Below are 12,938 nucleotides of genomic sequence, written 5' to 3'. Positions count from 1 at the left end.
TAACTGAGGACTGCATGGACCTGTTGATCATTCGTCATGGCCAATCGAACGCAAATGCCAATGGCCTGCTGATTTCCAATGACCAGGACGAGTTGTCCGAGCTGGGGCGAAGCCAGTCGGAATGCTTGCGCAAAACGCTGGCGCAGTACGACTATGCGCCCTCGCGTGTTGTTAGTAGTCCCTGGCGCCGGGCGAGACAGACTGCCGAGATGGTGTTCGATACTGCGGAGATTGCATTCGACGCGCGCCTGGCCGAAACACATCCCGGCATTTTTGGAACGTGGCTCGAGCGCGACTTCAATTCCGCCTATCCCGATTTCCATCGCGATATCCGCAATACCTATGAGGGCGGCGAGTCGCATTGGGACATGACGGTGCGTGTTCGCGCGTGGACGGACGAGACTGTAATGGCCGGAATTGCAAACACCGGCCTGCTGGCCGTGGTCGCTCATGGTGGGCCGATCAGCGTCATCCTGCAGCACTTGCTAGGTGTGCCAATCGAGTCACATTATCCGACTTTCACCGTGCCCAATGCCTCTTTCACTTACTTGAGGTGGCGTGCGGACCTGAATCGCTTCTGCGTTGAGAGGCTTGGGCACGTATGAGCGCCGATATCGCGATCTTTGAACCGGTTTTCGCGGAAGGAGTGCAACTCGTCGAACCCGCCTTTCTGCCACTCCGGTTCGAGAACGCACGACCCGAGTGGCGTGAATTCCAGCTCCTAATCGATCTCTACCGGAACGGCGTGCATCGGCACCACCGGTATATGGGGCTCTTCTCGCCCAAGTTCGGCTTGAAGGCTGGGATTTCCGGGGAGCGTTTCTTACGCTTCGTGCAAGAGAACGATTCGGTCGATGTCGTGTTCATCAATCCATTCCCGCAAATCGCCTACTGGTCCTACAACGTCTGGATGCAGGGCGAATACGCACATCCTGGGCTTGTCGATGCCGCACAAGCGTTGCTTGACGCGAGCGGCGTGAGCATGGACGTGCGTCAAGCTCCCCGCAATGACTTCCGTACCCTGGCTTATTGCAATTTCTGGATCGGTAGCCAAGCCTTCTGGGATCAGTACGTGGGAGGCGTGCTGGAGCCCATCGCTCGTTTTCTAGAAGATCGGCCCGATCATACCGCCGCACTCGGCGTAATGCAGGAAACGACCCATACCGATAGGGCGCCGTATCTGCCTTTCGTGATTGAACGGCTGCTTAGCACCTATTTGGCGATTCATCCTGAGCTCAGAACGCGTGCTTACGAGTTTGATCAGGAGCAGGTCGAGTCATATTGCGTCAATTCATTCGAGCGCTTGCTTCTTCAGCGCATGCGCGACGACATAGATGCCGCCGACAGGAATGGCTCCTTCACGCCGGAGTTGAAGACGCGCATGGATCTTGCCTGCAGCCTTTGGCAGCAGCATTTCTTCGATTACTTTGCGACACGGCCGCATCCGCATACAGGGCGCGTGGTGGAGAGCACGTGACCGATTTGGCGAGATAAGTGTTAGCGCCGATGTAAAAATGACTCACCCGCCGAAGTAATCCTGACCCACCTGGGAGAGGAGGGCGGCTTTTTTGCCGCCGATGCTGACTCAGGAGCAAGCAGTGGAAATCAAGGTATTGGCAAGACGGGTACGGCGGTACGGGAAATAGCGCGGCAAACGGGTCTATCGCGCAACACCGTACGGCGCTATCTGCGCGACGAGCAGGCTGGCCGTTACAGGCAGCGCGAGCCACGCCCGACGAAGCTCGACCCGTTTAAGAACTATCTGCCCGAGCGTGTCGCCGCCGCGCGCCCGGACTGGATTCCGGCGACGGTGCTGCTTCGGGAACTGCATGACGCCGGCCGGATCCGAAGGATCGGCCGACCTTTGGCCAGGTGGATGCAACGGATGCGCGAGGGAAAGCGTCTTATAACGCTCAATCTTTGCAAACTCAGGCGGCGCTACCAGTGCCGTCTGCATGATTGAAGTCTGTCAGAGTGCCACTGGTGATAGGGGTCTTCCCTCGCGCCACCCGTGGTATTGATAATGTGCGGCGGCATCAACGCCAGCAGCCAGAACGTCGGGATTCGCCTCGTAATATGCGGCAGCGTCAAAGTAAGACGAAACGCTGAGCACATGCGAGGCATCCATCTCGCTAGGTACACCAGGAGTGCGACGTGGGACGAAATTCCGGAGGCGCGCACCAATGGCGCGCCGCAGTTTCCAAAGTTGCATCCCGGGGCCGGCCTTAATAGCTGCATTCTGCATTTCTCGCCAGGTGTTCGCGATGTAGGAAGGGTTTTCTGAACGGCGCAGCCTGACGAAAAATTCGTTTTGGTCAAGTGCCGTATCCTGAAAACCTTCGCATGCAAAGTCGATCAAGCCGGCGTCGGCTATTTGTGCCATGAGTTGTGCGAAGGATGCGGGAGTGAAAGCCCAGCAGTGGATGTCGTGATAATGGCCGTTCTCCATTATGTCCATCGCCAGCGAGATTGCATCAGAGTAGTTATACAGCTTGGCCGGTCTGGCGGCAGCCGAATTGCTCCAAACGTCAGCACAATCATCCTTGATCACGCTCAATGTGAAGTCCAGCATTGAGTGGGGTTGCGGAACGCGGGCTTTGACCAGATAGCTGAGCAGCACATCGGAGAGTTGCGTTTCTCTTCTCAGGCGGTCGAAAGTGAAGCGCATATCTGGTACAGCGAGTCGAACCTCGCCAGTGGGCCTCAAGATGGATGCAAGTTCTCGAAGCCATCCGATCAAGTCCGGGACATGCTCAATGACGTGTGAGGCGATCACATAGTCAACATATTTGCCGCTGATGGCATCATGTAGGGTGTTTTGTCCCCATACGGCACCCACATCGACAATGGACTCAACGTCCACATTGGGGTCGTCCTTGTATTTGTGCTTGAGCGTGGGGGTATCGGCATGGTCAACATAGATGACATTGCAGTCCCCGGACCTAACAATTGGTCGGCATAGAGCACCGATTTCTATGCCAAGCTGCGACTCCAAGACTAAACCACCGAGAAGCTTTTCGCGGCGGACTTCGTTATGCCCGTTGCTCATGGTTGCCATCAATAGATCCGGTTTCGGCAGTATAGCCGAACAAAGAGCCACATTTTCATGCCCGTCTCGCGCGGGCTTTTCTTTTCCGGACCATGGAATGCCGAACACCGGTGGACAGCAGCATGAACGGTATCAGCGAAGGTCTATCGGGCGCGCGAAGATTCATTGTTCCCGTCTGTCATGGTTGCCGTGTCGACCTGGCGCTCGGCGATGCATTTGAAACGGCGAGACGGCATGCGTCCGTGCTTCAGGACGCATGGCCTGTGATGCGCGCATGCGGCATCGTGCTACCTCCGGGCTGGCTGCCGGGCGTCAGGATTGCGGCAGGTGTGCCACGTCGTTGCGCTGATACAGTCCGGCATCGTCGATCGAGACATCCTTGCAGGCATCCGGATTCTCCAGGTTGATCCGGATGCCCGTGATGTCCCGCGCGGTCAGCCAGCGGGGAGACGCGTCGAGCGGGACGATCAATATGCCTTCGTCAGCCGTGAACACGAGTCCGCTGGCCGCGGCGTCAGCGCCTAGTGTATCCGTCGACCAGCGTACGCGCAGGCGAGGCGGCGCGTTGGCGCCGATGCACGCAAAGCGCATGCGCAGAAGACCTGCAGACTTGCCGGCCAGCGCAGGGGAAAGCGGCAGCGCGATGGTGTCCTGTCCATGCACGACGGCCGGAGCGCCGCTTTTCACCGAGGTGCCTGCGACCGTCGGGGCGAGTTTTCGGACCAGTGTCATCTTGCGCTGCAAGCTGTGCTCGGATCGTCCCCAGGCGACGGGAATCTTCAGCAGATCGGACGGGGCAAACGCCTTTTCCAGTAGCGTCACCTCGGCCGGCGTCGGCTCCGTGTTGTCATTTCTCTTCCAAGTGCCGAAGATGAAGCGACCATCCTGGACCGGCGCGTAATGCGCGACGATGAAGCGATAGAGCAGAGGGTCGCGCAGCGCGAGTCCACCGCCGTCGTGGACGACGTTGTCTCCCTCAAACAGCGCCAGCCCGGGCGGATTGCTCATAAGCATCCGGGCCGCGCGTAATTGCTGCGGGCCAGGCACCATATTGTAGGCCGCAGTGACGGGCAGTGGCGGCAGACGATTCAGGTAGAAGTACTGTGCATTGCGCGAGGTCAGGTCGAGATAGCGCTCGCCGGGCGCAATCCGAGCATCGACACGCTCCCGCAGCTCGGTCAAGCGCTGCCATTGGTCGTCCCGGACAATCCCGGTACCGAGATTGGGTAGCCCCACCGATGCACCGTCCCGAGGCGACCCCACCCAAATTCGCGAGGGCGAGGCCGCGAACAGTGGCGTCACTGTGAGTGGGCCAAAACCAAGGGCACTCCCCATGACTGCTGCCAGCACCAGCACACTGCCCTGCAGACCGGGCCGACCTGCGCGCCAGAGCAGGATCGGGAGCAGCACGGCGCAGCTGAAAATGGCGACGCGGCCAGGCCGCGACAGATCATTGGCGTCGATGCGTCCCATCGAGTAGGGAATGAGCAGCAGCACGAAGACTACGAGCACGATCGCGGGCGGGAGGATCTGCCAGCGCAGGGTAGCGTCGCGCCGGGCACTGAGCATCAGCCAGAGCCCGAACAAGGGTGTCAGCACCCAGGAGCCGCGCAGAAGCTCATACAAAAGGCCAGAGCGCGGGCCGCCGTTCCAGCTTGCCTGCCAGGGAATCCCATAGGCGACCTGGTTGATCGGGCCGTTCTCAAGGACATACCGGGCGGCGCCGAGCAGCATCGCCACTAGTGGCGTGGCGAGTGTCACGAGTCCGAGCAGGAGAAGTGCCGGTACCAGGTATTTCCATTCACGCTGCTCCGGAAGTTTCCAGCAGCGCCACATCGCAAATACCACCAGCGGCGCCGATCCGGCAACTAGCAGACTGGCTTGCGGAGGGAGTCCAAGAATCGCGACCGGCACCGTCAGCAGCCAGCATGCCAGCCAGCGCGCCGGGCGGGCGAACAGCGTCGGGCTGCACCACAGGCAGATGAATGGCGTCAGAAACAACCATGGAAGGCGGTCGCCAATGATCAGCGTTGCAACAAACGCCAGCGGCAGGCTGCGCGAGAAACGCAGCATACACAGATAGGCGACGAGAGACAGCAAGGCACCGGCCAGACGGCTGGCGTCGCCGATGGCTGCAGCGGTACCGTCGTAGAACAGCACCGCCACGATGCCGCGCAGATCGTCTTCCGCGATGCCGTGCGCCGGAATGTAATCGATATAGGGAACCGCGCCGTGAAGGTAGGACCACCATCCGAGTAGATACTCGCCGAAGTGATAATCATCAGCCGGCACAAGCGGCGTTTGTGTCATGCCACACTTGATCGCCACCAGCAATCCGAACAGAGCGACAGGTGACCAAAGCGCGCCGGGGTTTGCATCGACGGACGTTCGCCACCGGAAGGCGCGCACGACAGCATCCACCACCCCCCATGCGATGAGCACGGCGACCAGGATATCGAGCCGGTGGTCCGTGTGGTAACCGCTCCCGGTTCCGTTTGCCGTGATCCAGCCTGCGGGAATCAGCAGCACCATCAGCGTCGCCGTTCCCATCTGCGCGGCAAGCGCGGCAAACGGGAGGCACCGCTCCGCCCAACTGCGCCTGAGGCATGCGAGCGCGCCAGCTGCGACCAGACCTGCCCACATCAGCGCCTGGGAAATTTTCGTGAACAAGGCGAGCTGGTCAGCGCTAATTTCCGGAGCGAAGAATCGTCCACGAACGACTGCCGCCGCGAGCGGCAGCGTAGCCATCAGCACGCCCGCCAACAGCAGCGCACCGGCAGTAGCCGGCGAGATTTGCGCGGTGCATCGAGGCCTGCAGCCGTATATCGTCGCAAGTGCGATCACGCCGCCGGCTGATATCCGAATCAGGTTGGGATCTGCGGGAAAGCCGACGGCTAGCAGACCGACCGCGATGGCGAACGGAAGCGTCCATAGCAGGAACTGGCCGGCGAGTGCTTCCGCATGGCCCTGGCCGTGCCTGGATTCCTGGTTGCGCAGCAGCGCGCCAATGCTCCACAGCGTGGCGATGAACGCAAGTATCGCGATCGGCGGTGCCATCAGGTCCTGCACCTTGGTGTTCGCGTGCCATGCCGCATTGCCGACGATGAAGTCGGAATATGTGGTCGTGTTCTTGAAGGTTAGGGCAGTCGACAGCGCCGCGGCGGCAACGGCAGAAGCCGACAGGATCGCTGCGGCCTTTTGTGGAAACGATGGGTGTGGGGTCGACACGCTTGTCACTTACGAGACGGCCTTAGGGTTGTAGTGGCCCGTGCACGCACGGAACAGGACTTCGAGAAGCTTCAGATTGCCCCGCATGCCGCCGATCTTGGTCGGAACCTCCCCCTTGGGATAACGGCGCACCGTCGCGAGCTCCTGGCACCGATAGCCCAGTTTCGGTACGCGGTAAGAGAGGTAGGCGAGGAGCTCGTAGCCCGAAAAGACATCGCGAAACGGGGCCACGAGGGGATCGAGAAGCATACGGCTGCTGTAGGCCCGGAAGCCTTGGGTCGTGTCTGTCCAGTGAAAGCCTGAGCTCAGGCTGAGCGCGGGCGCGTGAATGAAGCGGATCGCCAGGTCTCGCGATTTCGGCGTGTTCTCGGCGAGGCCACCGACGAGGAAGCGCGACGCTTGCACGAAGTCGACACCGTTCTTCAACGCTTCCACGAAACGCGGAATCGCCTCGGGATCATCCTTGTCGTTGCCATCGATCGTCACGATGCCGTCATAGCCCTGATCGAGCGCGAACGCGTATGCGCAGCGCAGCTGGGCACTCAGCCTGCCGGCGCCGGTCTTGACGATAAGTCCCGCCACGTCCTGGCTGCGCAGGAATTCGTGCTGAAGCGAGCCATCTGTGCTTCCGCCGTCGACGATGACGATGTCCGCGATGTCCGCGATCCGCAGGGTCGACATCCGCGCGAGCAGGGTGCGGATGCGCTCGCCTTCGTTGATCACCGGAATGATCACGCACCAGGGGTGGTGTCGCCCCTCCCACATCGCGACGTTGTACGTCGGCACTTGCCAAGTTGCTCGCGTGTCGGAAGGGATTTCAGATTTCATCGTTCGGGTCATGGTTAACAGTCAGGCCACCTTGGCGGTGATCAGGACGACGCCCGCGATGACAAGCAGGATGCCCGCGCCGGTAGTCCAGTGAAAAGGCTCGCGGAAGATGAGCACCGAAAGCGTGGCTACAGTTGCCACGGCTCCCGATGTCAGGACGGGGTGGGCGACGTTGAGCGGCAGCCGGGCCAGCGCCGCGGCATAGAGCAGAAAGGCTGCGCCATACAGGCCGAGGCCGACCCAGAATGGCCAGTTGGCGAAGGCGGCTAGCGGTTCACTTAGCGAGGGAAATCTGCGGGGCGGAATCATCGCCATCTTGACCAGTACGCTGGCCGATGCGTTGCTGGCGATGCCTAGAATCAGAATCAGCCATTTCATGCGAATTGGACTCCTGGTGCTTGCCGATACCAGCGTTGGGCCGTCGCCAGCGCGCGCTGGATGGCTGGAAGGTGCGGCTCGTTCGCCGTCGCTACCATTTCAATGGAGACGACGTGTCCGGGCAGGTGCGTGGCCAGTTGTGCAGCCATGGCGGCATGGTCGGTCCGGCCATCACCCAGCGGAACCAGCTCGGGCTCGCTGGCGTGGACATGACCGATCAGATCGGCGTTGTGCTCCAGCACGTCGGCGGGGGCTTCCCCATTGATGGCCAGCGATCCCGTGTCGAACTGCATGCGGATAGCCGGATGGGCGACCAGCCGCACCATGCTCGCGGTCTCTGCGCTGGTCGTCATAAAATTCGCGCCGTAGCACACCGGGTTGGGCTCGAGGCAGAATGTCACGCCGTTGCCATGTGCAATGTCGCCTAGCTCGCGAAAAAATGGCACGGCAATCTCTGCGACCTCACGATCGTCAAGGGCACCGCGATCCCGATTCTTTGGGGAGCCGAATACCAGTCGGGTCGCGCCCAGTTTGCCGCCGATCCGTGCTACAGCGGCGAGGCGATTCAGCATCGCCGAGCGCGCTGCCGACGAACCGAACATATTGAGTCCAGAAGTGCCGAACAGCAGCGATTGCATGCCGGTCAGTTCAATCCCGTGTGCCTTCCACTGATCGCGCACCCGCGCGATGTCGGCATCGCGCGCATGTTCAGGATCCGGGAAGTATTTGCCAGGGGCTACGTCGATCGCGTCGACGCCGAACTTGTGCAGCAGCGCCGCCACAGACTCGTCTTCGGAGACATCCCAGGCGATGTTCGAGATAGCGATTCTCACGCTCCGCTCCCGGCCTTCAAGGTGCGCGGCTCGGACTGGGCGTATGCACGGACCGCCTGCAGCGTCGCACGCTGGTCATACTGGTATGCGCCCGAGGCGCCGAACACTGCCGCGTGGCGCGTGCGCAAGTCATAACGGGCGGCATTGTCACCCACCACCTGCTCGAACGGCTTGCCGAAGCCCTGGGCCGACACGTCTGCGACACTGATTGGTGCGGCGGTCAGGTGAACTAGTTTCAGGCCCGCGCGCAACGCGACTTCAATGTCGTACCAGAGATTGACCATCGGGTAGAACTGGAAGATGCCGCGGCTGTCGATCGCGTGCAGGTTGTTGTCGTTCAAGAAGTCGAAGATAACGTTCTTGCGCAGGCTCGGGCCGACCAGCCCAGGCAGGCGGACGATCAGATGGTTCGCGAAATGGCTGGCGACAAATTCCTCGAGCATTAGGCGGTTCAGGCCATAGGCATGCAACCCGCTCTTATCCACCGGCGAGCTTTCGTCGACGCCGACCGGCGTCTTGAACACATCGACAGTGCTGATCAGGACAAACGTCTTGCATGAGACCGTGCGAAGGTGGGCGATGAGCGCTTCGATTTTTTCACGGTCTGCTGCCGGCTCGCGATTTGCGATCCATTTTTGAGCGGGCGCGCCGGCACAGACCACCGTGTCAAAGTTCTTGCCATCGATCTCGCCAATATTGGTCGAACGGTACAAGGCCTCGAAAGGGGCTTGCCTAAGAAGCGTCGTGCCAACGAAGCCCGTGAAGCCGATCAGTGCATTGTTCATGTGTTGCTTTTGCTCAGTGAGGCGGGGGCCGGAGTGAGTGTTTCGTCATCCAGTCTTTCAAGGACGTCGTAGATGTTGTCGATCTTGCCGCCGAGGATCGAATAACAGCCAGGCAGTTCCGCGTGCTTTTCGAAGAGGATGGGCCTGCCATCGTCCCCCTCGTTTTTGCGCAGGACGGTTTTGATCTCGAACAGCGAATCGATATGACGGGCTTCGGCGACCAAAGGAACATAGCGCGAAACGTCGCGAATCATGCGGTCTACGCGTGAGGCCTTGTCATATGCCGCGAGTCGGTCGTAGGGACTGACACCACCACAGTCGTCCCAATGCAGATGCGGGGTATAGCGCACGTGCGAAAGTGTATGCAAGCCGCGCGCAGGAAAGGGCATCATCGAGAAGAATGGGCCGTCCATGACAGTGATGCCGATATCCTTCAGGCCGGCCGGCGCATCCACCAGCGCCATCTCCGTGATTTCCTGCTTCAGCTCCGTCCGGGTGCCCGGGAAGTCTCCGCCAAACTGGTTCAGTCCGCTGTACGTGCAATTGAAGACGTTGGCGCTCTTGACCACGCGTTCGTTCCCCGCGCGGTCATGCATTTCAACGGCGCAGAGTCCGGGGTCGCTGCGCGAAATGGCGCTGACCACGGTCTCACAGCAGACTTCAACGTTGTGCTCCTCTAGTTCACGACGTGCCCATTCCGCGAGCCGTCTAGTGTCGAACGCGTACTCTTCGACAAGGAATACATCTTCGATCAGCCGCGGTGCGAACAGGTTGCGCAGCGTCGGACCGGCAGGCTCGATCCGGGCGCCGATTTCTTGGCAGAACCGCTGAAACTGGCGTGAGCTGACCTTGGAGTTGCGCCGGGCAATCGCATACAGTTTGGTGAAATCCTGCTTGACCGCCTGCGGCCAGTCACGGACGAAGCGTGGAAGGTTGATCCGGCTCCGGTAGGCCGTCGTGAAGCTGCGCGGATAGTGGTACCCGTTGTGGACGCGCGCCTGGTTGCTATAGGAGGCGCGAGATAGCAATGCCGGTTCGCGCTCGACGAGCAGGATCTGCTTCAGCCCACGCTGCTGCGCGAGATAGACGGCAATGGCTGCGCCGTAAAACCCTCCGCCGATGATGACCGCATCGTAAATGGTGCGCACACTGGCCATCAGGTGATCTGCTGCGGCTTCGCAGTCCGGTTCTCGGACGGTACAGACGCTACCACCTCGATATTTAGCTTCTCGTTGCGCGTCATGCGCGCGCTCGTGAATTCCTGTCCCACGTGGTAGAGAGGTCCCTCGTTGGAGGCAGTCGCCATATCAAGGATGTACTCGCCAAGCACCAGCAGGACCAGCGAAATCAGGAAGAACATGCCTGACTGTTGCAGCGAAAGGCTGATCCATCCTGGCGCGACGTCGGGCTTGAAGAGCCAGATCACGACAACGTAGGCCGAATACAGAAGGTTGGCGACCGCGCCGAACAGCGACAAGACCGTCACCAGCCGCATCGGCGCGCGCGTCGTGGAGACCAGCAGTCGCATGCCCCGATCGATGCTGTTGCCCAGACGCTTGCGAGGCGCTTGCCGGGGCGCGGCGCTGTACGCGAGGTTGGCGCGCGCAAAGCCTCCAGTGGCAGGCAGATGGCGATAGGTTAGCGCCGGCTGTCGGTGCTGAAGTATGAAGTTGATGACGCGCTTGCTAAGAAGTCGATATTGTGGTGCCTCACGAGCGAGGTCCACCCCGCTGAACCATCTGAACAGGCCGTTAAACACACCGAACGCACCGCGGTACAGCAGGCCTTGCGCCGGTTTCTGCTTGTTCGTCGCGAAGACGACATCCGCGCCGCTTGCAGCTTTGTCGAGCATTTCGGGGAGGAAGGCAATGTCGTCCACAAACGGATCGACAACGGCGACGAAGTCCCCGAGGGCATTTTCCAGGCCCACCCATGCGGCCGTGTCTGTGTCGACCTCCTTGGTCAACGCGTAGATCTGCAGATTGGGAAGACCGCCTTCTCCCGAAAGGCTTTTCAGGGTCTGGACACTGTCATCGGTCGATGCGTTGTCGACCACGATCAGCTCATAGTCGCTCACAAGTGGCGCAATCGCCGCAGATGCTTCGGAGAGGATCTTTTCGTACTGCGCAGCTTCGTTGCGCACCACGAAGAGAACGGAAATAAATACGGGGAAATAGGGCAAAGTCCTGTTCTCTTGATCGCAGCGAGTCACGTGTCGACAGCCAAGGCCTGAAGAATCGCGATATTTTAATCGGTGTGCGGGGATATGGCTATCACCTCGGCGCCCCAGGCCACCGACTCCGCTGCCAGTCTTGGAGTGGCTGCTGCTTGCAACAGCCTGTTAAGTGTATGTCGAACTGTAACCGGGGCCCGTTGCCTTCACCTTTGGCCTGTGGGCACTTAATGGCCATGCAAAGCAGATATTGTGGGCGTTAATGCCATGGTTATGGGGAAGGCTCCGTGCCGGTTGTAGGCGATAGGAGGCCTAAGGCACGGCCGTGGAACACAGGATGCGCTGCGCGTAGTATATAGTCCTGCACAATCGCGCCCAACTTCCGGCTAAGCTCGTGCCCTGCGACAATTCTTCACCTATCGCGGCAGCGAGCGAGCGTTGCAGTGAGCAGGGTAAGCTACAGAAGGGCCTGCTAGAGGCATGCTCCGGGCGTGCTCTGCACGTGCCGGACAGGCAGGCTGTGCAGGATCTATTCGGGTTTTCTAAATGTTTGATTTTTTTTGGGTTCCGCTATTCTCGCTGTTGGCCACGGTCATCGCGGTAGTCGCATTGCGACCGGCGGCAATTGTAGGCGGGTTGGTCGATCGGCCCGACTCGCGCAAGCGTCACCATGGCGAAATACCCTTAGTGGGCGGAATTGCAATCACGATCGCCGTGTGGGCGGGTGCGATGCTGTTTATGCGCTCTCACGGGTACTATGTCGCCCTCTTGGGGGGCTTGACACTCTTGGCAATTGTCGGGGTCATCGATGATATGAAGGGAATGTCGCCGGTGGCGAAGCTTGGAGCTCAGTTGCTGGCGGCCATTCTGATGACATCATGGGGTGGAATTTATCTTGGCACGCTTGGAGATATTTTTGGTCGCAGAGAAATTGAACTGGGTAATTGGGGAATTCCTCTGACACTCTTTGCAGCCGTCGCCGTAATTAATGCCATGAATATGTGTGACGGTCTGGATGGCTTGGCGGGAGGGCTAGCCGCCATTACATTTGCGTGGTTCGCATATTTGGCAGGGCAGATCGATAATGGTGCCGCTCAACGCATGTGCGTAATATTTTGCGGCGCCATTCTTGGTTTTCTCTTGTTCAATATGAAGAATCCGTTTCGGGGAGGAAAAAAGGTCTTCCTGGGGGATGCCGGTAGTTTGATGCTGGGGTTCAGTATAGTGTGGTTCGCGGTTCTTCTCTCGCAGCGTAGCTATAACGCGGATCGACAAATACCTCCTGTGGTGATGTTATGGGTCCTTGGATTTGTTCTGATTGACCTCTTCACTGTGGTTGTGCGGCGGGTACTGAAGGGCAAGAACCCGCTGGCGGCGGATAGGACTCATCTTCATCACGTGCTGCTGAGACTAGGGTTAGGGCCTGACGCAATTGTCTGGGTCATCTTGGCCAGCAACGCTATATTTGGGTTTTGCGGCGTATATGGATGGAAAGCAGGATATTCCGAGCAAACACTATTTATTCTCTTTCTTGGGCTAGTCCTTGTTCACTTGATGATCATGCGCAATGCGTGGCGCTTAATACGGGTAGGCCGTCGTATTGTGGTTAGATTGACGCGCAAATCCTATTGATCCGACATTCACTCCGTTCATTGCTGAATGGT

At 59.6% G+C, this 12,938-nt stretch carries 11 protein-coding genes and 1 pseudogene; 4 read left to right on the top strand and 8 right to left on the bottom strand.

The genetic code is table 11. The features are described from left to right. Positions 1-14: 14 nt before the first annotated feature. From AC1Q6V_RS06145 to AC1Q6V_RS06135, 3 genes and pseudogenes are all read left to right on the top strand, one after another. Positions 15-605, top strand: a complete 591-nt coding sequence (locus AC1Q6V_RS06145) for a histidine phosphatase family protein (RefSeq protein WP_454751209.1) — start codon at positions 15-17, stop codon at positions 603-605. Continuing rightward, positions 602-1,477 carry a hypothetical protein gene (locus AC1Q6V_RS06140; RefSeq protein WP_454751208.1) on the top strand — a complete coding sequence of 292 codons (876 nt, stop codon included), beginning with the start codon at positions 602-604 and terminating at the stop codon, positions 1,475-1,477. The genes AC1Q6V_RS06145 and AC1Q6V_RS06140 overlap by 4 nt, the downstream gene beginning before the upstream one ends. Positions 1,478-1,577: 100 nt before the next feature. After that, positions 1,578-1,840, top strand: a pseudogene (locus AC1Q6V_RS06135) (helix-turn-helix domain-containing protein); the annotation flags it as partial. A gap of 129 nt (positions 1,841-1,969) precedes the next feature. On the opposite strand, the gene AC1Q6V_RS06130 reads toward AC1Q6V_RS06135, so the two are convergent. The 8 genes from AC1Q6V_RS06130 to AC1Q6V_RS06095 all read right to left on the bottom strand — a co-directional run bounded on the left by AC1Q6V_RS06130 (position 1,970) and on the right by AC1Q6V_RS06095 (position 11,283). After that, positions 1,970-3,058, bottom strand: coding sequence for a methyltransferase domain-containing protein (locus AC1Q6V_RS06130; RefSeq protein ID WP_454751207.1), 1,089 nt, complete (start codon positions 3,056-3,058; stop codon positions 1,970-1,972). Positions 3,059-3,361: 303 nt separating this feature from the next. Then, entirely contained in the window at positions 3,362-6,277 is a 2,916-nt protein-coding gene (locus tag AC1Q6V_RS06125) for a hypothetical protein (protein ID WP_454751206.1), read from the bottom strand. Positions 6,278-6,286: 9 nt separating this feature from the next. Continuing rightward, complete coding sequence (locus tag AC1Q6V_RS06120) at positions 6,287-7,105, bottom strand: glycosyltransferase family 2 protein (RefSeq protein WP_454751205.1); 819 nt, start codon at positions 7,103-7,105, stop codon at positions 6,287-6,289. 21 nt (positions 7,106-7,126) lie between these two features. Continuing rightward, positions 7,127-7,483 carry an EamA family transporter gene (locus AC1Q6V_RS06115; protein WP_454751204.1) on the bottom strand — a complete coding sequence of 119 codons (357 nt, stop codon included), beginning with the start codon at positions 7,481-7,483 and terminating at the stop codon, positions 7,127-7,129. Continuing rightward, positions 7,480-8,316, bottom strand: a complete 837-nt coding sequence (locus AC1Q6V_RS06110) for a sugar phosphate isomerase/epimerase family protein (protein WP_454751203.1) — start codon at positions 8,314-8,316, stop codon at positions 7,480-7,482. The genes AC1Q6V_RS06115 and AC1Q6V_RS06110 overlap by 4 nt, the downstream gene beginning before the upstream one ends. Then, positions 8,313-9,101 (bottom strand): NAD-dependent epimerase/dehydratase family protein, encoded by a 789-nt coding sequence (locus AC1Q6V_RS06105; RefSeq protein WP_454751202.1) that lies wholly within the window; start codon positions 9,099-9,101, stop codon positions 8,313-8,315. Before AC1Q6V_RS06105 ends, AC1Q6V_RS06110 begins: the two co-directional genes overlap by 4 nt. Next, complete coding sequence (locus tag AC1Q6V_RS06100; protein WP_454751201.1) at positions 9,098-10,258, bottom strand: FAD-dependent oxidoreductase; 1,161 nt, start codon at positions 10,256-10,258, stop codon at positions 9,098-9,100. The genes AC1Q6V_RS06105 and AC1Q6V_RS06100 overlap by 4 nt, the downstream gene beginning before the upstream one ends. Further along, entirely contained in the window at positions 10,258-11,283 is a 1,026-nt protein-coding gene (locus tag AC1Q6V_RS06095) for a glycosyltransferase (RefSeq protein ID WP_454751200.1), read from the bottom strand. The genes AC1Q6V_RS06100 and AC1Q6V_RS06095 overlap by 1 nt, the downstream gene beginning before the upstream one ends. A 537-nt stretch (positions 11,284-11,820) precedes the next feature. Between AC1Q6V_RS06095 and AC1Q6V_RS06090 the strand changes: the two genes are divergently transcribed. Next, a complete protein-coding gene (locus AC1Q6V_RS06090) occupies positions 11,821-12,906 on the top strand; it encodes an MraY family glycosyltransferase (RefSeq protein WP_454751199.1) in 1,086 nt (361 codons plus the stop codon). Positions 12,907-12,938: the final 32 nt, after the last annotated feature.

This window comes from Cupriavidus sp. GW823-FHT07B10, assembly GCF_058794355.1.
Note: the sequence above shows the minus strand (reverse complement) of the source record. Positions and strands in the feature narration are given on the sequence as shown.

Excerpts from the sequence above, each read along its gene's own strand:
- AC1Q6V_RS06120 (WP_454751205.1), bottom strand. The coding sequence starts at position 7,105 with ATGAAATCTGAAATCCCTTCCGACACGCGAGCAACTTGGCAAGTGCCG.
- AC1Q6V_RS06090 (WP_454751199.1), top strand. The coding sequence starts at position 11,821 with ATGTTTGATTTTTTTTGGGTTCCGCTATTCTCGCTGTTGGCCACGGTC.
- AC1Q6V_RS06105 (WP_454751202.1), bottom strand. The coding sequence starts at position 9,101 with ATGAACAATGCACTGATCGGCTTCACGGGCTTCGTTGGCACGACGCTT.
- AC1Q6V_RS06115 (WP_454751204.1), bottom strand. The coding sequence starts at position 7,483 with ATGAAATGGCTGATTCTGATTCTAGGCATCGCCAGCAACGCATCGGCC.
- AC1Q6V_RS06145 (WP_454751209.1), top strand. The coding sequence starts at position 15 with ATGGACCTGTTGATCATTCGTCATGGCCAATCGAACGCAAATGCCAAT.
- AC1Q6V_RS06140 (WP_454751208.1), top strand. The coding sequence starts at position 602 with ATGAGCGCCGATATCGCGATCTTTGAACCGGTTTTCGCGGAAGGAGTG.
- AC1Q6V_RS06130 (WP_454751207.1), bottom strand. The coding sequence starts at position 3,058 with ATGGCAACCATGAGCAACGGGCATAACGAAGTCCGCCGCGAAAAGCTT.
- AC1Q6V_RS06100 (WP_454751201.1), bottom strand. The coding sequence starts at position 10,258 with ATGGCCAGTGTGCGCACCATTTACGATGCGGTCATCATCGGCGGAGGG.